This window comes from Rhizobium sp. Root274 (genome assembly GCF_001429245.1).
GTDB lineage: Bacteria > Pseudomonadota > Alphaproteobacteria > Rhizobiales > Rhizobiaceae > Allorhizobium.
Genome location: NZ_LMJE01000001.1, coordinates 711,587 through 729,182, shown reverse-complemented (window position 1 = coordinate 729,182; position 17,596 = coordinate 711,587). Strand labels below are relative to the sequence as shown.

The following is a 17,596-nucleotide window of genomic DNA, read 5'->3' as shown; positions in this document are numbered from 1 at the left end:
TCGATTTTTGTCGTGGCCGCTGGTATAGACCATCCGCAAGGGTCCTGAAAAGCCTCAAGTTTGACTGTTTTCCGGCTTTTCGGCCGAGCATGCGGAAGGTGAATCTCGTGTCTGTAAACGTGTCGCGTGGTGTCGTAGTCGTTTCACTGATGATGGTGCTGGGTGGCTGTAATGCCGGCAGCATGGGATCCGGCCTCGGTCTTTCTTCTCCAGAAACCGCAGCTCAGCCTGCCGCCCAGCCTGCGATGCAGGTCAGCGAGAACGGGTCCGTTCAGCCCGTCGTCCAGGGCTTCTGCCCGCAGATCGCAATGCGTGACGGCACGGCCTTTTACCGCACCTATGCCAAGGCTAAGAGCGAGGATCCGAAGGACGTCGCCCTCCAGGTTTCTCTTGCCGACACGACGCGCTCTTGCGCCCGCACGGACACCACGCTCACCATCAACGCATTGGTTCAGGGCCGGACGATTGCCGGGCCGCAGGGCAAGGCCGGCTCGTTCAACGTGCCGATCCGCGTCACGGTCGTCGACGGCGATGAGGAAGTCTATTCCGAAGTCGAGCAGTATTCCGTCTCGCTTGCCGACGTGAACCAGCCGAACCAGTTCGTCTACAGCCGTCAGGTCACGGTCCCGGGCAATGTCTCCAACCTGACCCGAGTCTATATCGGCTTCGATACGGCCAAAAAGAAAAAGTAACTTCCCCGATCTATACTGTGCTGACGCGCGGCGGCGAGTAAGCTGTCGCGTACAGGGCATGGCCGCCGGTGAGCACCGGCGGTGGGGGAGCAGAGGCGTTGAAGGTTATCATCATCAGGAACCCGGTCGCCGGCGGCCGCAAGCATGGCAAGGCCTGGCATGCCGCGCATGGGGCCTTCGCAGCCCAATTTCCTGGCCTTGAAGTGCATGAAAGCCGCTCCAGCGGCGACGCAATCCGTCTGGCGCGGGTAGAGGCCGAGCGCGGATGCGACCTGATCATCGTCGCCGGCGGCGACGGCACCATCAGCGACGTCGTCCATGGCGTTCTGACCTCCGCCCGACCGAACACGCCGCTCGCCTTCTTACCGATCGGCACCGGCTGCGATTTCGTCCGCAATTTCGACCTGCCAAAGGATCCGGCTGAAATTGCCCTCCGCATCGCCGAAGCGGTCCCCCGCAAGATCGATGCCGGATTGCTTCTGGCGCGCGATGCCGAGGGACGCGAGCAGCGCCGCTACTTCGCCAATATCGCAAGCGTTGGCATATCCGGGGAGATCGTCGATGCGGTCAATGCCCCAGGACGGGCCAAGATCCTGGGCGGGCCCCTGCGTTTCCTCGTCTTCTCGGTCCTCGCCATCCTGAAATACCGCCCTTATGCCTTCGACATTTTGGTCGACGGTATGCGGGTGCATGAAGGACGGCTGGCGATCGCGGCAATTGCCAATGGCGCCTGGTTTGGAGGCGGCATGCATGTCACCCCGCAGGCCGACCTCGCAGACGGTCTGTTCAACATCGCTGTCATGCGCGAGGAAACGGTGATTGGCCTGCTCGGTTTACTGAAGAGCCTCTATTCCGCCGGCCATGTCGGCCATCCGCTGCTCAGCTTCCACCGCGGGCGGCGCATCGAGCTCCGCCCACAGGATCCGAACCGCTTTCCGGTCGAAGTCGATGGCGAAAGCCCCATTCGCGGCGGTTTCGTCGCAGAAATCGTGCCCGGCGCCCTCACGATCCGGACCTGAGCTTCGAAGCTTGCCTCAGAAAGCGCCTTCCCACTCTTCCATGGCGGCAATCACGCCCGGTAGATCGCTCATCCGAGCAATTACTGTTTCTGCGCCTGCATCCGTCAGCTTGTCGGCATGCGACGGATAGGTATGCGAGGCGCCGGTAAAGCCGATCACCCGCATGCCGGCCTCGCGTGCTGCATGCACGCCATGCACGGAATCCTCGACGACGACGCAACGCGACGGGCTGACGTTGAACTGCTTGGCGCCATGCAGGAAGATGTCAGGCTTCGGCTTGACGCGATCGGCGCCGAGATCCTTGGCCGAATAGATATGCGGGGCAAAATGCTCCTTCAGCCCCACCTTGGTGAGCATCATGTCCAGCCGATGCGAGGACGAATTCGAACAGATGCAGCGCGGCCCCTTGATGCGTGAAAGCGCAAAGGCCACGCCGTCAATCGCCTTCACCTCACGCGCGAGCCGCTGGTCGAGCAACTGCTCCGACTTGTCGATCAGGCTTGCCGACAGCGGAATCTCGACTTCCTTCTCGATCGACAGAAGAATGTTCTTCCAGGTCATCCCGGCAAAGCGCTCGCCCATCTCCTCGACCGAAATCGGATAGCCTGCCTCCGTCAGAAGCTTCGATTCCACCTTGGCGGCAATGATCTCGGAATCGACGAGAACGCCGTCGCAATCGAAAAGGGTAAGCTCGAAACTGCTCATGGGATGATCCGTGGTGGCGGTGAGGGATGGCCGCTCCCTACACGATCGGGAAGCGGAGAACAATCACGCTCGCTGCAGGGCTGGTGTGCTGTGGGACATCAGAGCCTGCAATTGCGCACTGACCGGGATCTGAAGTGCGGATCTAGCCGCCCGCCAGTGCCAGAAGCCTTGCCTCGAGCGCCTGCGGATAACGCCTCAACCCGTCCGCCTTCTCCAGCACATCCGCCAGCCACACACCGTCGGCCGCCAGCCGCACGATGGTATAGATCGGGTCTCCATCGGTATCGTGATGCCGAGCCTGACGTGCGTCGAGCCAGCCGGACCAGAGGGCTCTCAGGCCCGGCTCGGAGACGATCGACACCGCAAGTGCCGCCCAGAGGCTCCGCGCCCCGAGCGGTCGGTCGGCAAAGCAGGCCCGCACATAGGCGCGGGTGAAGCGTCCTTCGGCCTTTGCATCCGCTGCCATCGAGCGATCGATTTCCTGGTCGAGCTGGTCGAGCAGATCGGCAAAGACGGCCGCCAGCAGCGCCTGCTTGCTGTCGAAATGATGCAGCAGTCCGCCCTTGGTCACCCCCGCCCGATCCGCCACCGCCTGGATGGTAATGGCGGCGGCCCCTTCTTCGGCGGCGATCCGGGCAGCGCAGTCGAGCAGCGCCCGGCGCACCTGTTCCGGCTGCTTCTTGCGGTGATGAGCGGAGAGGGGCGCCTCTTCGGGGGAACTGGCCCGGACCATCAATGCGACACCGTGCCCGATAGCGTGTTCATGACAATCACGCCGGCAATGATCAGCCCCATGCCGGCAAAGGCTGCAAGATCGAGGCTTTGCTTGAAGACGAAGACGCTGACCAGCGCCGTCAGCACGATGCCGAGACCGCTCCACATGGCATAGGCAATGCCGAGCGGCAGCTGCTTGAGCGCCTGCGACAGGAGATAGAAGGACGCCACATAGAAGACCACCATCCCGACGGTCGGCAGAAGCTTGGTGAACTGGGCCGATTTCTGCAGCAGCGTCGTGCCGATGACTTCGAACACGATCGCGACAGCAAGCGCGCCATAGGAGACAAGAACAGGATTCATGAGGGCGCTCCGGATTGGGATCCTCCAATACATACCGTACGGTCGGTTTCTTTTCAAGTTCCGACACTTGCCTATGGAGCTTTCAGCCGGGCAGGGGGAACTGCGCCAGAAACTGCCGCTCGCCCTCGGGTGAAAAGCGGATGATGCGGCTGTCGTCGACGCGGCGCGCCTGACCTTTGTCGAGAAAATGCGAAAGAAGCGCCGCGCCAAGCGTGCCCGCGAGATGTGTCCGCCGCTCGCTCCAGTCGAGGCAGGCCCGGCAGAGCGGACGTCGCCTGGCCCGGAGGCTGCCGATATCCAAGCCCTGTGCTCCCAGCAGGCGCTCGCCCTCCGCGGTCAGGGTCAGCGCTTCGTCCTCGGCCTTGATCGCGCCTCGGGCAATCAGGCTGTCCAGCATGCGCACGCCATAATCACCGGCGAGATGATCGTAGCAGATCCGCGCCTTGCGCAGTTCCGGCTCCTTCGGCCCGGTTCGGTGGCGAAGATGACCGCGCGTCGCCGAAAAGCTCATCAGGCTCTCGATCATCGCCCCGACATGCAGATCGGCGAGCGCGAAATAGCGGTGCCGCCCCTGCTTGCGCTGGGTGAGAAGGCCGCCGTCTTCGAGCTTCGACAGATGCGAACTCGCCGTCTGCAGCGTCACCCCCGCCGCCCCTGCAAGCTCCGTCGCCGTCAGGGCCCGGCCGCCAATCAGCGCCAGCAGCATGTTCGAGCGCGCCGGGTCGCCGATCAGTGCGGCGATGCGCGCGATATCAGGTCCTTCCGCCATGGCGTCTTCTCCTTCGCATCTAACTATTCTGCACCGCCAGTGTAGCGGATGCTTCGATCCCGGTCGAACTGTTACCGGCATCGATAATCGATGAGACTTCGATCCTCATCGAAGCATCAGACCTCTCGATCATGGCAAACCCACCTCGCCATCAACGAGGAGGCTTTCATGATCACCTGCATCATCCGCTATCGCATCGATCCCTTCGGCCGCGAGGATTTCGCCGCCTATGCCCGCAATTGGGGCGAGGCGATCCCCCGCTGCGGCGCCGATCTCGTGGGCTATTTCGCCCCGCATGAGGGGTCTGCGACGACCGCTTACGGCATTTACAACATCGAAAATCTGGCAGCCTATGAGGCCTATCGGGCAAGGCTTGCCGCCGATCCGCTCGGGCGAGCCAATTACGATTTTGCGAAGAATGCCCGGTTCATCCTGGAGGAGGACCGTCTCTTCCTGAAGAACGTGTCCGACCTGCCGTCATCAAGGGTCCAGCCATGATCGCCGTCATCTTCGAGGTCGTCCCCTTCATCGGCGAGCGTCACCGCTATCTCGATCTCGCCGGCGAACTGCGTGCCCGGCTGGAAGAGATCGACGGTTTCGTCTCCGTCGAGCGGTTCGAAAGCCTGACGACGCGCGGCAAACTGCTCTCGCTTTCCTTCTGGCGCGATGAGGAAGCGGTGCGCCGCTGGCGCGAAACCCCTGACCACTGCGCCGCCCAAGGCGCCGGCCGCGGCGGCATTTTCGCCGATTACCGCCTGCGCGTTGCCCACGTCCTGCGTGACTACGGCCTGACTGAGCGGGAGGAGGCGCCGGAGGATAGCCGGACCAGGCATGGATGAGGTGGGGATTTGGTGGAAGGGGGCGGTCAGCGGAGGCGCTCCGTCCAAAAAAGACTTGGCTCCGCACGACGGAGCCGTCATCTTCCGCGCCGTATGCAATTGGTGCCTGCCGCGTCTCTGCTGAACGTGCTCGCCCGTAAGATCAAGCTGCGCAAATCCTGCGCGTCTGGACCAAAGAAGATCCCATGACCGTCCGGCTGCGCGCCCACCATCTCCTCTGTATGCTGACCTATGTGGGCAAGGGCTATTCTCCCGCTTTCGTCACGAATTACGAGGTCATTGCCGCCCGCCTTTCGGCCGGCGAGGACATCGAACTGGTGGCAGGGCCGGACGACATCTGCGCACCGCTGACTTCAGACCCCGAGGCCCATTGCCATGGACAAAGCGTGGTGGAGCGCGACCAGGCAGCGGCTGACGCCGTCGCCGGCCTCATCGGCCACCCGCTGCCGCCCGGCGCCCGCATCACACCGTCACCCGCCCTGCTGCAGCATTTGCGAACCACCTTCGCCACGGGCGAGATCCGCGCGGCCTGTTCCGGCTGCGAATGGTCGGGGCTCTGCGACAGCGTCGCCGATGGTGGTTATCTGGGTGTCCGGGTCGCGCCTTGAGGGTGGCGGGATCTCCTTCTCCCCGCTTGGCGGGGAGACGGTGCCCGAAGGGTCAGGCGCAACTCGTTGCGCCGGGGATGAGGGGCCTCCACAGCAGATGAGATGACACGTCCCCCAACCTCTGGCAGACTTACCCCCCGGAGGCAGCCCCATGATCACACTCGACACCCTGCGCCAGATCATCCTCGCTTTGCCGACGACGGAGGAAACCACCTCCTGGGGGCAGCCCTCCTTCAAGGTCAACGGCAAGGCCGTGCTGTTCTGGAACCCGACCCATGACTGCCCGGTCTTCAAGGTGCCCTTCGAGGAACGCGATCACCTGATCGAGATGGACCCCGACACCTTCTTCACCACCGATCACCATCGCCCGCATCCTCTGGTGCTGGCCCGTCCCGACAGGGTCGACCTCGAATGGGTTCGCGCGAACCTGACGCGTGTGTGGCGGGATCAGGCGAAAAAGGCGGTGGTCAAGGCCTGGGATGCGGGGCGCTGAGGCTCCTCTTCTCCCCCACGGGGAGAAGGTGGCCCGCAGGGCCGGATGAAGGGGCGCGAAGCGCTAAAGCTTTGCCGCGCAGCCCCCTCATCGCCTCGCATACGCTCGGCACTTCTCCCCGCCGGGGAGAAGAGAGCGCGCGCGGCGGCGCCTCGGTATCAATCTTTGCTTTCGAACTCGGCTCGTTTACGTGCTTTGAACGCACCGAAATCGAACGGCTGCGGTTCCCCGGACTGTTCGGCCTCGATCAAGGCATCCTGCAGCGCCTTCACCTTGGCAGGCTCTGTACGGCCCTCGGCAATAGCAAGCGCTTCTTCCGCGCTCTGGATCAGCTCTTTCCGAAACTCATGCTCTGGTCTTTCTCTGTCTGCAGGCATCAGTCAGTCTAGGGAGGATGCGCGCCAAGTTCGTTTCGCTCCGCCTTCGAGAGGTTTCTCCATATCCGGCCTATCTGGTGCTTATCTGAAACTAGACAAGCAGCCAGAGCAGGAGCAGGGCAATCATAAGCGACAACGTCAGCCACACTGCCCAAAAGCGACGGCCACTCGATCTCGGTCGCATTTCTTCCTCTAGGTCCAACATCTCTGGCTCGGTGCGCTCTCGGAAAGCCAAGGGCACTTCAGCTGGGTTTGCGTGTGCTCGGGGCGATCCAGCCTCCCGCGCGATAGCCTGCGCGGCGCCTTCAGTCATGGGTGGTCGAGAAGAGCTTTGGGGCAAGCGGTTCTGCTGTCTTCGGTTCTTGTGACCACACAAAGAGTGGTTCAAGCAAAGGTTGCTTGCAAGCGGCGCCACCACTTTCCCCGATGTTCAGCGGCCCCCCATCCCACCCCCGCACAAAATCTCTCCCCCTCTTCACGCTTCAGTAACCAACTTCGGTAACCATAAGCCTCGTGTTCCCGTGCTGCGTCAGCGTAAGAGTGAGTAACCAATGGCTTCTGTATTTCCGATTGCCGAACTCCGCCGTTCGTCCGACCCGCTCGCCTGGGTCGACAGCATCATCAAGGGCGATTGCGTTTCCGCTCTCGAGGCCCTTCCCGACAAATCCGTCGACGTCATCTTTGCCGATCCGCCGTATAACCTGCAGCTCGGCGGTGCCCTCCATCGCCCGGACCAGTCGCTTGTCGACGCCTGCGACGACGAATGGGACCAGTTCGCCTCGTTCGAAGCCTATGACGCCTTCACCCGCGCCTGGCTGCTCGCCTGCCGTCGCGTTCTGAAGCCGACGGGCACGATCTGGGTCATCGGCAGCTATCACAACATTTTCCGCGTTGGCGCGACGCTCCAGGACATGAATTTCTGGATCCTCAACGACATCGTCTGGCGCAAGACCAACCCGATGCCGAATTTCAAGGGCCGCCGTTTCCAGAACGCCCATGAGACGATGATCTGGGCCTCGCCCGATCCGAAGGCCAAGGGCTACACCTTCAATTACGATGCGATGAAGGCGTCGAACGACGACGTGCAGATGCGCTCTGACTGGCTCTTCCCGATCTGCTCGGGCGGCGAGCGGCTGAAGGGTGACGACGGCAAGAAGGTCCATCCGACCCAGAAGCCGGAAGCCCTGCTTGCCCGCGTCATCATGGCCTCCACCAAGCCGGGCGACATCGTGCTCGATCCCTTCTTCGGCTCCGGCACGACCGGTGCTGTGGCCAAGCGCCTGGGTCGTCACTTCGTCGGCATCGAGCGCGAACAGGAATACATCGATGCAGCCTCGGCCCGCATCGCTGCTGTTGAGCCTTTGGGTAAGGTCGAGCTGACCGTCTTGACCGGCAAGAAGGGCGAAGCCCGCGTCGCCTTCAACACGCTGGTCGAAAGCGGCCTGGTCAAGCCCGGCCAGGTGCTGACCGATGCCAAGCGCCGCCACTCCGCGATCATCCGCGCCGACGGCACGCTGGTCTCGGGCGGCGAGGCCGGCTCCATCCATCGCCTTGGCGCCAAGGTGCAAGGGCTCGATGCCTGCAACGGCTGGACCTTCTGGCACTTCGAGGAGAAGGGCGCGCTGAAGCCGATCGATGACCTCCGCGCCATCGTCCGCGCTGGCATGGGCAAGCTCGGCTGAGCGCCTGTCGCAACCGCAACGTCATCCTCGGCCTTGTGCCGAGGATCTGCTGAGGTTGAACGAATTCAATGCGTTGCGGATAGCCGGGACGAGCCCGAGCATAACGAAGTGAGGCCTCTGTGCTTTCTTTCAGTGGCCGGACGCCCGCAAATCAAGCGGGCGTTTTGCCGTCGCCAATCAATCACACCTTATAGTCGGTCACATCGACCGAAATGATCTGGCCCTGATCGTTGAAGGTAATCGTCTCCTCGCCAAAACGGATGAGCGGCTCGCCTGTCTCGGCATGCGTCGCCTTCAGCCGCCACACGGCCCGCGCCGCCATCGGCGAGACCGCTTCCGTCAGCTCATCCACGGCCACCTGGTCCGGATAGGTGTCGAAATAGCGCCGGAACGCTTCCATGATCTCGGCCTTGCCGGACAGTTGCCCCACTTTTACCGAGCCATAGACGGCGTCGTCGGCAAAGAAGCCGTCGATCGTCTCGAAGTCGAGCGCATTGATCGCCTCGTGGAACGTGCGGGCGGCAGAAACGGGATCGAAAACCATGGATTCTCCGAAAAGGAACAACGGAAGGGCAAGGGGAAAGATGGACGAGACGGCAGCTGCAATGGAAGACTGTCGCGGTTGTGACCAGTTTACCGTATCTAGTCACAGAGACCAGTTTCGGGCAAGGCGGTGGCCGTACGACCGGTTCACACAAACGCGGACGTAACGTCAGTCGATCGACACCGCCCGTAAAGTCTTCGGTCGCTCGCGACCGAACTGGCGCGGGTCGGGGTCCGCCAACTCCACCCGCGCCTATTTTTCTCAGCGCTGCCGTCAGGCTTCCACGCCCAGTTCCCGCAGATCCGCCTTCAGCTGTTCGGCGCCGGTGAAATGCACCGCCTGCCAGCCGGCGGCACGTGCACCTTCGACATTGGGAAAACTGTCATCGATGAACACGGTCTGTGCCGGCTCCAGTGCGAAATCCTTGGCATGCCGCTGATAGATGGCGACATCAGGCTTGATCAGGCCGATTTCGCCTGACACGGTGACCCCGCGCGGCGCGTTGAGGAACGGATACATCTTGCGCGCTTCGGAAAAGGTATCGGCGGCGAAGTTGGTCAGCATAGTCACGTCTTGGCCGGCCTCGATCAGCCCTGTCATCACAGCCACGCTGTCCTCATAAGCATGCGGCACCATTTCGGGCCAGTATTTGCGGAAGGCGCGGATATTGTCTTCCTGCTCCGGAAACTCGTCGATCAACAGCGCTTCCGCCTCTTCCCAGCTGCGGCCACGGTCCTGCTCGATGTTCCAGTCATGGGTGCAGACGGTCGCGAAGAAGGCCGCCCGCTCGTCCGGATCGGGAATGATCCGCTGAAACGGCAGGTTCGGATCGTAGTGGATGAGCACCTTGCCGATGTCGAAGACGATGTGGCGAATCTCGGTCATGTTTTATCCCTTAGGAGTTGGAAAGGCTGTCGGAATAGCCGCCACAATTGCCTTCTTCATGACAGTCGGCAGCGCTTCCCCATCAAGTTCCGCAACGGGAACCCAGAAACCGTGATCACCTTCGGGTGGATCGATCGGTCCGGCCCGGAAGATCGAGAGCCTCAGCTCGAAATGGGTGAAGACATGGGAGACGACCCCGGCCGTCTGCCAATCGGCGGGGAAGGGGGCAGCCACCACGCCGGTCTCGCCGTCCTGACGTGAGGTCCAGTCCGTTGTCGGCACCTCCGTCATGCCGCCCAAGAGCCCGCTCTCCACCCGCTTGCGCAACAAGAGCCGCCCTTCGCGATCAACCGCAATGAAGGCCGCCCCCAGGCGCACCGGCTTTGCCTTTTTCGCAGCCTTCACCGGAAAACGCTCCGGCTCGTCGGAGGCAAGGGCGATGCACGCGTCATTGAACGGACAGAGCGCGCAGGCCGGTCGCTTCGGCGTGCAGATCGTCGCTCCCAGATCCATCATCGCCTGGGCAAAATCGCCCGGCCGGTCGCTCGGCGTGAGTTCGGCCACGCGCGCCTTCATCTGCGGCTTGGAACCCGGAAGCGGCGCGTCGATCGCGTAGAGCCGTGAGATCACCCGTTCGACATTGCCGTCCATGACCGCAGACGGACGGTTGAAAGCAATCGCCGCGACTGCCGCCGAGGTGTAGTCGCCGATACCGGGCAGCGCCCGCAGGCCATCTTCCGTGTCAGGAAATTCCCCTCCAAAACTGAAGGCGACGGCTTCCGCACATTTCTTCAGGTTGCGCGCACGCGCATAATAGCCAAGGCCAGCCCAGGCAGCCATCACGTCTTCACTTGGCGCCTGCGCTAAGTCCGTCACCGTCGGCCAGCGACTGATAAACTTGGCAAAATACGCCTTCACCGCCGCAACTGTCGTCTGCTGCAGCATTACCTCCGACATCCAAATGTGATAGGGATCGGGTGTGACTCCACGTTTTGCGGCAGCCGGCGAAATGCGCCAGGGCAACTCGCGGTGGTGGCGGTCATACCAGGACAACAATGTCCGGGCATCGGGCTTCGTCTTGTGATGCATTCCGTTTCCGTCTACCTCTTCGCGCGAACGAGGACCTTCTCTTCTATGCGTGTATTCGACAGATCGATGGCTGAAAACAATATTGCAGCCCTCTTCGCTGTTTTCGGGCTGGCAGCGCTGGGCGGTTCCGTGGTCACCGCGCTCCTGGTAATGACTGCTGGTTGGGCTTTGATCTACCTCCTGATTGGCCGGCTGCCGCTGCGTCGTGATCCTCAACTCCTTATCTTCAGCGCGGTCCTACTCTTATATATTGGTACCAACGCCCTGTTTTTCCTGCTGCATTTTGGCAAAAACTTCGACTCGCAGCTTGCCGAATTTCGCAAGTTTGCGCCGCAACTGCTGTTTCTTGCCCCGATATTTCTGTTGCAGCGGCTCGCCGTCAGCCGCCGCGAAGACCTGCTCCTCACGCTATCGCGCGCAGCTGCCATCGGTGCTTTGCTGGTGTTGCCGCTCGCCTTGTACGAGAGTTTTGTTCTTCATACCCGGGCCGAAGGCGGCGGCGGTAACGCCATTCCCTTTGCCTTGATCTGCGCGCTGCTGAGCATGCTGTCGCTGCCCTGCTTGCTGGATGCCGACCGTCGTTGGCGCCTGGTTGGCGCCCTCGGCTTCGTGGCTGGCTATCTCTGCGTCTTCCTCTCCCAGACTAAGGGGCTGATGCCGGCGCCGCTCGTCGCTGCCTTGGTCTTTGGTGTCTTTCTCCTCAGCAAGCGTGCAAGCCGCGCCGAGTGTCTGGGGGCCGTTGGCGTCGTTTTCGCCGTCGCTTTGATCGGATTTTATGTCTCCGGCAGTGACAGTCGGTTCGACGAGGTCTCGGACCTTGTATCCGGCAGCAAAGAGGTCGTTTGGAGCGCGTCCTATACCGTGCGGCTGGATCTGTGGACGAAAGCTTTCGACCTGATCCAGTCTGGCCTGCTGAATGGCCACGGCCTCCAGAACCGTCGGGCGCTGATCACCGCCGCCGGATACAGCTATTCGCATTTCCACAACGGCTTCCTGACCGCTCTCGTCGACAACGGCATCCTCGGTCTCGTCGTCCTTGTGACCCTGCTGGTCTCGCCCTTCGTCATCGCCCTTCGGGCGCCGCGCGACGCGCTGTACGGCCCCCGCCTATTCATCGCCTTTTGCCTGGTCCAGACCTATGCGATCGGTGGCATGACCAATTTCATCTTCGGTCATGATATCTATGATGCGGTGTTTCTGTGGATCGCCACGGTGATCGTTGCGAGTACTCTCGGTTCCAACAAATCGGTGGTGTCGGTGGATGCTACCGGGGACCGCCAACGCAAGGTAGGCATAGAGGGTTGACCATGGAAAGCCGCAGTTTCACCCGCAAGGGTGCCAACCAGATCTCCGAGATTGCGAATGGCATCGTCGATCCGGTGCTGGCGCGTCGTGCCGGCATCAATACGGCGCTGCTCGGGTCCTGGGAGGATATCGTCGGCGAGAGTTTTGCCGATTGCACCCGGCCGGAAAAGATTGCCTGGCCCCGGCGCGGCGATCTTGCCGAAGACGGTGGCCACCGTCCCGGCGTGCTCACCATCGCCTGCGAAGGCGCCCGCGCGCTTTTCCTCTCCCACGCCCAGGGCGAACTGATCGCCCGCATCAATGGCTTTTTCGGCTATCCCGCCATCGGCCAGATCCGCATCGTGCAGAAACCGGTCTCCAATGCCGCCCTGCGTCGCCCGATCCCGAAGAAGTTGCAGGGCGAGAAGGCAAGGCATCTGGACAGCCTGATGGAGGGGATCGAAAGCGACAGCCTCCGCCGCGCGATCGAGCGCCTCGGCACGGCCGTTTTGTCCCGCTCCAAGGGTCCGAGCGGCCCGCGCTGAGGCGAGGGTTAGGTCTTTCTCAGCCTTGAAAATCAGCGCAATCGATTGCTTTTCAAGGGAAAACGAAAATGCTGCACTGCAGCGACCTTTTCTGGGCTGATCAGCCCGTCGCCGTTGCTGCCGATCATATGTGAGGTTTACCACTAGGGATAAGCCCCGCTTGTGGGGCGCTTCCTGTTTGGGATGCCTAGGTGACCCTTAACACGCCGACAAGCCAGCCTGGACCCTCACTCGACGCGGCGTCAGAGCCCCTGATCGGCAACGCCCCGGCCGCCCCGGACGCGCCGCAGCACCCCATATCCGCCACACGCCCATCCTCCGCCCCGTCGGATCGTTTAAGTAACCTCTCGGCCTCTCTCTTCTTTGCCCTTGTTGCCGGCATGGATGGGCTCAGCACCAGTATCGCCTTTTCAGCCCTGATCTTCACCGGATCGCTTGCCGCAGGCTTCGGCATGGGCGTTGGGCTCATCCTGCTGTCCAGCCTCGTGCTGGTGCTCGCCATGGCCTTGTTCAGCTCCCATCCGGCGAGCATTGGTCAGGTCCGCAAACCGAGCGTGGCCATCCTTGCGACCGCGATCGCCGGAATAACCTCGGCCATGGCGGACGCTCCGGTCGAGACGAAGATCCTCACCGCTTTCGCCGTCCTGGCGGTCAGCGGCCTTGTCACCGGCATTCTCTTCTGGTTTTTCGGCGCCTTTCGCTTCGGCAGGTTGATACGCTTCCTGCCCTATTCGGTCATTGCCGGCTTCCTGGCCGGCTCGGGCGCGCTGATGGTCCAGGGCGCGGGCATGATGGTGCTCGGCGAGGGAGGCATTGCGGGCCTGGTCCAGCCGCAAGGCCTGCCGGTGGCCGGCAATCTGATCGTCGCGCTTTTGTTTGCCGCGATCCTGCTGTTAAGCCTCGACCGCTTCTCCCATCCGGCCACAGGCCCCATCGTCATGCTCTTGGGCGGTCTGCTTTTCTACAGCCTTATCGCAAGCCTCGGCATACCGGTCGAGCAGGCCCGGCTCCTGCATTGGCTTCCCGCCATGCCGACAGCCCAGGGCCTGAACCTGCCATCGCCGCTCGAAACCCTGTCCGGTGCGGATTGGCTGGCCGTTGCACAAACCCTACCAGCCATCGCCTCGGTCGTGCTGCTCAGCATGATCGGCCTTCTGCTCAACACCAGCGGCCTCGAAGTCGCCACCCGCCGCGAGATCGATGCGGACCGGGAAATGCGCACCGCCGGCCTCGCCAATATTGCCGTCGGACTGCTGGGTGGACCGCCCGGCTTTTCCAGCCTGTCGATGACCATGCTCGCGAACCGCATGGGCGCACGCACCCGGCTCGTCGGACTGGCCACTGCGGCGGTTCTCGTCGTCATGCTGCCCTTCGCCAGCCAGCTTGCCGGCATCATGCCGATCTTCATCGCAGCCGGCCTGATGATGACGCTCGGCTTCGAATTGCTGCGGGACTGGTTGTGGAAAGCGCGGCGGAAACTGTCGGTCAGCGAGTGGCTGACCGTGCTTGCCATTCCGCTCGGAATGGTCTGTTTCGGCTTCCTCTGCGGCATGGGCCTTGGCCTTGCTTTGTCCGTGGTGACCTTCGTCTACAACTACGCTAGCCTCTCCGTCATTCGCGCCGAAACCTCGAACCGCGAACGCCGATCGAGCGTCGACCGCCCGATCGCGGAAAACGAACTGCTCGACCGCGAGGGCGAGCGGGTTCAACTGCTCGAACTGCAGGAGTTCCTCTTTTTCGGGACCGCCGAATATGTGATGGACCGCATTCGCCGGCGCCTGCGCGACCAGGCGCGACCGAAACTCGGCCACGTCATCATCGATTTCCGCCGCGTGAGCGGCATGGACGCGGCCGCCGCCGTGACATTCCTCAAGACTCGCAATCTTGTTGCCGGCAGCGGTGCTGTCCTCGTCCTCTGCGGTCTGTCGGCCGAGATCGAAAACACGCTCCGCCGCAACGGTGTGGACCTCGATGACGATCCGGCCGTATGGCTGATGGACAACCTCGATCAGGCCCTGGAGCGTTGCGAGCAGCATCTGCTTGGATCACTGCCGCGCGAGGAAGCCTGGCAGGATGTCGAGGATTGCCTGGCACGGACGATCGGGCCTAACGAGCGGATCCATGATCTCGTCGCGGTCATGCAGCGCATCGACTTCGCCGCCGGTGACCGGATTATCCGCGCCGGCGAAAGCGGCGATGATCTGTTTCTTCTCTGGAAGGGCCGCGCCAAGATCGAAGCCCGTCTGCCGAATGGCCGGACCTTGCATCTGCGCACGGTGATGCCGGGCGTGGTGCTGGGTGAAATCGCCCTTTACCGGGAGGGGCCCCGCACAGCCGACGTGGTGGCCGAACTGCCCTCCATTGCCTACCGCCTCGCAAGGGCAGACCTTCTTCAGCTCGAACAGTCGGATCCGCAGCTCGCCGTGCTCGTGCATCTGCTGTGCGCAACGACGCTTTCGGAGCGACTGACCATCGTCAACCGCGTGATCCAGGCGCTGCACGAATGACCTTGGCCGCTTCACGCAAAGGGCTTTCCCCTTCCGCTTTCACCATCGGCCAAGTTTGGGCGGATAGGGGGCAGGCCCGTTGTCGGGCCACGGGGCCGGGGCTACCAATCCGATCGAACTCCTCGCCCCACTAGCGCACGGACCGCCCGCTTGCAGGAATGGCCACGGTGAACGTCAGCACCACGAAATTCGAGCCGGAACTTCCCGCCGACGCCCTTGTGCCGGGGCCGGATGTCGTGGCGCCTCGGTTCGTCCCGAAGGGGCGGTTTGCGACCGCGGCCGCGCCCTTGCTCTTTGCCGCAATCGCCGGCATCGACGGTCTCGGCACCAGCATCGCCTTCGCTGCCCTCATTTTCACAGGACCACTGGCCGCCGGCTTCGGCATGGGCGTCGCCGTCATCCTGCTCTCCTGCATCGTCATCGCGCTGCTCATCGGTCTGCGCAGCCGCTACCCGTCGAGCGTCGGTCAGGTGCAGGAGGCAAGCATCGCCATTCTCGCCACAGCCATTTCCACCGCCATGGCGGCACCGGCGCTCATGGAAGGTACGGAAGCTCTCCTGATCCACACCGCCTTCGCCATTCTCGGAACCAGCGCCGTGCTCACGGGGGCAATCTTCTGGATTTTCGGCGTGTGCCGTTTCGGCAAGCTCGTCCGCTTCATGCCGTTTTCCGTGGTCGCCGGTTTCCTTGCCGGCTCCGGTTTCCTGCTCATCCAGGGTGCTGTGATGATGATCGTCGGCGATCGCTCCCTGTCCGATCTCCTCATCCAGCCGCTCGGCCACCAGGCGCTCGCCAACCTCTACATCGCGCTGATCTTCGCCATTGTGCTGACGTTGGCGTTGAAGAACTCCGCCAATCCCGTGACGGCCCCGCTCGTCATGCTGGTGGGCGCCCTCTTATTCTACGCCATGCTGGCATTCATCGGCGTGACCTCGGAAGAGGCACGGTTGATGCAATGGTTGCCATCCATGCCGCCGACCTCAGGCCTGCAATTGCCGTCGCCGCTCGGCATCGTCTCCGGCGCCGATTGGGGCGTGGTCGCCCACGCACTGCCGGCCATTGCCTCGGTGGCGCTGCTCAGCATGGTCGGCGTGCTGCTGAACACCAGCGGCCTCGAAGTCGCGACACGCCGCGAGATCGACGCGGATGCGGAACTGCGCATTGCCGGCATCGCCAACCTGCTGGCGGGTGGTCTGGGCGGCGCCCCTGGCTTCAGCGGCCTCAGCATGACCTTGCTCGCCAACCGTATGGGAGCGCACAATCGTTCGGTCGGCATCGCAACCGCCGTCGTGCTCTTGGCGATGCTGCCCTTTGCCGGACAGCTCGCCGCCGCCATGCCAAATTTCATCGCTGCCGGCCTGATGCTGACCCTCGGCGTCGAACTGATCCATGACTGGCTCTGGGGCGCGCGTCGGCAATTGCCGGTCAGCGAATGGCTCGTCGTTCTCGCCATTCCCGTAGGCATGATCGCCTTCGGCTTCATCGGCGGCATGGCGCTCGGCCTTGCACTCTCGATCGTCACCTTCGTTTACAACTATGCCAGCCTCTCGGTCATCCGGGCGGACAGTTCGGGCCGTGAACGGCGCTCGAGTGTCGACCGGCCGATCGCAGAGAATGCGGTTCTCGCGCTGGAAGGCGAGCAGGTCCAGGTTCTTGAGCTGCAGGAATTTCTCTTTTTCGGCACGGTCGAGCAGATCATCGGCGCCGTACGCCGGCGCCTCAACGACCGCACGAAGCTGTCGCTCCGCTTCGTCATCCTCGATTTCCGCCGTGTGAGCGGCATGGATGCCGCCGCCTGTGCCGCCTTCGTCAAGATCCGCAACATGCTGGTGGCGAGCAAGGTAACCTTGCTCGTCTCCGGCATGAACGCCAAGGTGGAGACGGCACTGAGGCGCAACGGCCTTGACGTCGTCGATGATCCGAGCGTCCGGGTCGAACGCGATCTCGACCACGCTCTGGAACGCTGCGAGGAGCGGCTTCTCGCAGGCCTGCCCCGCGAGGCGAGCTGGAACGATGTCGAGGACTATCTCGCCCGCACCATCGGTCCCAATGCGCGTCTGCAGGATCTTGTGGCGGCGATGGAAAAGATCGAGCTTCAGCCCGGTGACCGGTTCATCCGCGCCGGCGAGGCTGGCGATGATCTGTTCCTGCTGTGGAAGGGCCGCGCCAAGGTCGAGGCCCGCCTGCCGAACGGCCGCCGCCTGCGGCTGCGCACCGTGACCCCCGGCGTGGTGCTGGGTGAAATCGCCATCTATCGGGGCGGCCTCCGCACGGCCGATGTCGTCGCCGAAGTGCCCTCGACCGTCTATCGCCTTGTGCGCCAGCAATTGCGCCACATGGAAAAGGCCGATCCGCAACTGGCGCTGCTTGTCCACCGCCTTTGCGCCACGACGCTTGCCGAGCGGCTCACCAGCGCCAACCGCGTGGTTCAATCACTGCACGAATAGGGCAGGGCGCTACGAACCCCCTTTTGACAACAGC

At 62.8% G+C, this 17,596-nt stretch carries 19 protein-coding genes; 11 read left to right on the top strand and 8 right to left on the bottom strand.

Annotated elements, in window-relative coordinates:
- Nucleotides 1–107 precede the first annotated feature (107 nt).
- Entirely contained in the window at nt 108–692 is a 585-nt protein-coding gene (locus tag ASE36_RS03760) for a hypothetical protein (protein ID WP_062277991.1), read from the top strand.
- 98 nt (nt 693–790) lie between these two features.
- Nucleotides 791–1,711, top strand: coding sequence for a diacylglycerol/lipid kinase family protein (locus ASE36_RS03755; protein WP_062275707.1), 921 nt, complete (start codon nt 791–793; stop codon nt 1,709–1,711).
- 15 nt (nt 1,712–1,726) lie between these two features.
- Here the strand turns inward: ASE36_RS03755 and ASE36_RS03750 are convergent, their stop codons facing one another.
- The 4 genes from ASE36_RS03750 to ASE36_RS03735 all read right to left on the bottom strand — a co-directional run bounded on the left by ASE36_RS03750 (nt 1,727) and on the right by ASE36_RS03735 (nt 4,262).
- Nucleotides 1,727–2,416, bottom strand: a complete 690-nt coding sequence (locus ASE36_RS03750) for an HAD family hydrolase (protein WP_062275705.1) — start codon at nt 2,414–2,416, stop codon at nt 1,727–1,729.
- 142 nt (nt 2,417–2,558) lie between these two features.
- Nucleotides 2,559–3,149, bottom strand: a complete 591-nt coding sequence (locus ASE36_RS03745) for a TetR/AcrR family transcriptional regulator (RefSeq protein ID WP_062275703.1) — start codon at nt 3,147–3,149, stop codon at nt 2,559–2,561.
- A complete protein-coding gene (locus ASE36_RS03740) occupies nt 3,149–3,493 on the bottom strand; it encodes a DMT family transporter (RefSeq protein ID WP_062275701.1) in 345 nt (114 codons plus the stop codon). The genes ASE36_RS03745 and ASE36_RS03740 overlap by 1 nt, the downstream gene beginning before the upstream one ends.
- An 82-nt stretch (nt 3,494–3,575) precedes the next feature.
- Complete coding sequence (locus ASE36_RS03735) at nt 3,576–4,262, bottom strand: ArsR family transcriptional regulator (protein WP_062275699.1); 687 nt, start codon at nt 4,260–4,262, stop codon at nt 3,576–3,578.
- A 168-nt stretch (nt 4,263–4,430) separates the two neighbouring features.
- On the opposite strand from ASE36_RS03735, the gene ASE36_RS03730 reads away from it, so the two are divergent.
- The 4 genes from ASE36_RS03730 (at nt 4,431) to ASE36_RS03715 (ending at nt 6,202) form a co-directional block, all read left to right on the top strand.
- Complete coding sequence (locus tag ASE36_RS03730; protein ID WP_062275698.1) at nt 4,431–4,760, top strand: NIPSNAP family protein; 330 nt, start codon at nt 4,431–4,433, stop codon at nt 4,758–4,760.
- Nucleotides 4,757–5,101, top strand: coding sequence for an antibiotic biosynthesis monooxygenase family protein (locus ASE36_RS03725; RefSeq protein ID WP_062275696.1), 345 nt, complete (start codon nt 4,757–4,759; stop codon nt 5,099–5,101). The genes ASE36_RS03730 and ASE36_RS03725 overlap by 4 nt, the downstream gene beginning before the upstream one ends.
- Before the next feature lie 185 nt (nt 5,102–5,286).
- On the top strand, nt 5,287–5,709 hold the full coding sequence (locus tag ASE36_RS03720) for a DUF1284 domain-containing protein (protein ID WP_062275695.1): 423 nt from the start codon (nt 5,287–5,289) through the stop codon (nt 5,707–5,709).
- A gap of 151 nt (nt 5,710–5,860) precedes the next feature.
- A complete protein-coding gene (locus tag ASE36_RS03715) occupies nt 5,861–6,202 on the top strand; it encodes an MmcQ/YjbR family DNA-binding protein (RefSeq protein ID WP_062275692.1) in 342 nt (113 codons plus the stop codon).
- Between the two features lie 158 nt (nt 6,203–6,360).
- On the opposite strand, the gene ASE36_RS22130 is transcribed toward ASE36_RS03715, so the two are convergent.
- Nucleotides 6,361–6,579, bottom strand: a complete 219-nt coding sequence (locus ASE36_RS22130; protein WP_082510811.1) for a type II toxin-antitoxin system ParD family antitoxin — start codon at nt 6,577–6,579, stop codon at nt 6,361–6,363.
- Nucleotides 6,580–7,130: 551 nt separating this feature from the next.
- Between ASE36_RS22130 and ASE36_RS03700 the strand changes: the two genes are divergently transcribed.
- Entirely contained in the window at nt 7,131–8,261 is a 1,131-nt protein-coding gene (locus ASE36_RS03700) for a site-specific DNA-methyltransferase (RefSeq protein ID WP_062275688.1), read from the top strand.
- A gap of 181 nt (nt 8,262–8,442) precedes the next feature.
- Here ASE36_RS03700 and ASE36_RS03695 read toward each other — a convergent pair whose 3' ends face one another.
- The 3 genes from ASE36_RS03695 to mutY all read right to left on the bottom strand — a co-directional run bounded on the left by ASE36_RS03695 (nt 8,443) and on the right by mutY (nt 10,779).
- Entirely contained in the window at nt 8,443–8,805 is a 363-nt protein-coding gene (locus tag ASE36_RS03695; protein WP_062275686.1) for a nuclear transport factor 2 family protein, read from the bottom strand.
- Nucleotides 8,806–9,078: 273 nt separating this feature from the next.
- Nucleotides 9,079–9,690: an HAD family hydrolase gene (locus ASE36_RS03690; protein WP_062275684.1), complete on the bottom strand. Its 612-nt coding sequence runs from the start codon at nt 9,688–9,690 to the stop codon at nt 9,079–9,081.
- Nucleotides 9,691–9,693: 3 nt separating this feature from the next.
- Complete coding sequence (gene mutY, locus ASE36_RS03685; RefSeq protein ID WP_062275682.1) at nt 9,694–10,779, bottom strand: A/G-specific adenine glycosylase; 1,086 nt, start codon at nt 10,777–10,779, stop codon at nt 9,694–9,696.
- 45 nt (nt 10,780–10,824) lie between these two features.
- Here mutY and ASE36_RS03680 point away from each other — a divergent pair, with 45 nt between their 5' ends.
- The 4 genes from ASE36_RS03680 to ASE36_RS03660 all read left to right on the top strand — a co-directional run bounded on the left by ASE36_RS03680 (nt 10,825) and on the right by ASE36_RS03660 (nt 17,562).
- Entirely contained in the window at nt 10,825–12,084 is a 1,260-nt protein-coding gene (locus tag ASE36_RS03680) for an O-antigen ligase family protein (protein ID WP_062611254.1), read from the top strand.
- 2 nt (nt 12,085–12,086) lie between these two features.
- Entirely contained in the window at nt 12,087–12,608 is a 522-nt protein-coding gene (locus ASE36_RS03675; RefSeq protein WP_062275678.1) for a DUF721 domain-containing protein, read from the top strand.
- Nucleotides 12,609–12,799: 191 nt separating this feature from the next.
- Nucleotides 12,800–15,115: a SulP family inorganic anion transporter gene (locus tag ASE36_RS03665; protein WP_156378555.1), complete on the top strand. Its 2,316-nt coding sequence runs from the start codon at nt 12,800–12,802 to the stop codon at nt 15,113–15,115.
- A gap of 167 nt (nt 15,116–15,282) precedes the next feature.
- Nucleotides 15,283–17,562 carry a SulP family inorganic anion transporter gene (locus ASE36_RS03660; protein WP_062611251.1) on the top strand — a complete coding sequence of 760 codons (2,280 nt, stop codon included), beginning with the start codon at nt 15,283–15,285 and terminating at the stop codon, nt 17,560–17,562.
- Nucleotides 17,563–17,596: the final 34 nt, after the last annotated feature.

Coding starts and splice junctions, on each gene's coding strand:
- ASE36_RS03750 (WP_062275705.1), bottom strand. CDS start 2,416: ATGAGCAGTTTCGAGCTTACCCTTTTCGATTGCGACGGCGTTCTCGTC.
- ASE36_RS03745 (WP_062275703.1), bottom strand. CDS start 3,149: ATGGTCCGGGCCAGTTCCCCCGAAGAGGCGCCCCTCTCCGCTCATCAC.
- ASE36_RS03740 (WP_062275701.1), bottom strand. CDS start 3,493: ATGAATCCTGTTCTTGTCTCCTATGGCGCGCTTGCTGTCGCGATCGTG.
- ASE36_RS03735 (WP_062275699.1), bottom strand. CDS start 4,262: ATGGCGGAAGGACCTGATATCGCGCGCATCGCCGCACTGATCGGCGAC.
- ASE36_RS03730 (WP_062275698.1), top strand. CDS start 4,431: ATGATCACCTGCATCATCCGCTATCGCATCGATCCCTTCGGCCGCGAG.
- ASE36_RS03725 (WP_062275696.1), top strand. CDS start 4,757: ATGATCGCCGTCATCTTCGAGGTCGTCCCCTTCATCGGCGAGCGTCAC.
- ASE36_RS03720 (WP_062275695.1), top strand. CDS start 5,287: ATGACCGTCCGGCTGCGCGCCCACCATCTCCTCTGTATGCTGACCTAT.
- ASE36_RS03715 (WP_062275692.1), top strand. CDS start 5,861: ATGATCACACTCGACACCCTGCGCCAGATCATCCTCGCTTTGCCGACG.
- ASE36_RS22130 (WP_082510811.1), bottom strand. CDS start 6,579: ATGCCTGCAGACAGAGAAAGACCAGAGCATGAGTTTCGGAAAGAGCTG.
- ASE36_RS03700 (WP_062275688.1), top strand. CDS start 7,131: ATGGCTTCTGTATTTCCGATTGCCGAACTCCGCCGTTCGTCCGACCCG.
- ASE36_RS03695 (WP_062275686.1), bottom strand. CDS start 8,805: ATGGTTTTCGATCCCGTTTCTGCCGCCCGCACGTTCCACGAGGCGATC.
- ASE36_RS03690 (WP_062275684.1), bottom strand. CDS start 9,690: ATGACCGAGATTCGCCACATCGTCTTCGACATCGGCAAGGTGCTCATC.
- mutY (WP_062275682.1), bottom strand. CDS start 10,779: ATGCATCACAAGACGAAGCCCGATGCCCGGACATTGTTGTCCTGGTAT.
- ASE36_RS03680 (WP_062611254.1), top strand. CDS start 10,825: ATGCGTGTATTCGACAGATCGATGGCTGAAAACAATATTGCAGCCCTC.
- ASE36_RS03675 (WP_062275678.1), top strand. CDS start 12,087: ATGGAAAGCCGCAGTTTCACCCGCAAGGGTGCCAACCAGATCTCCGAG.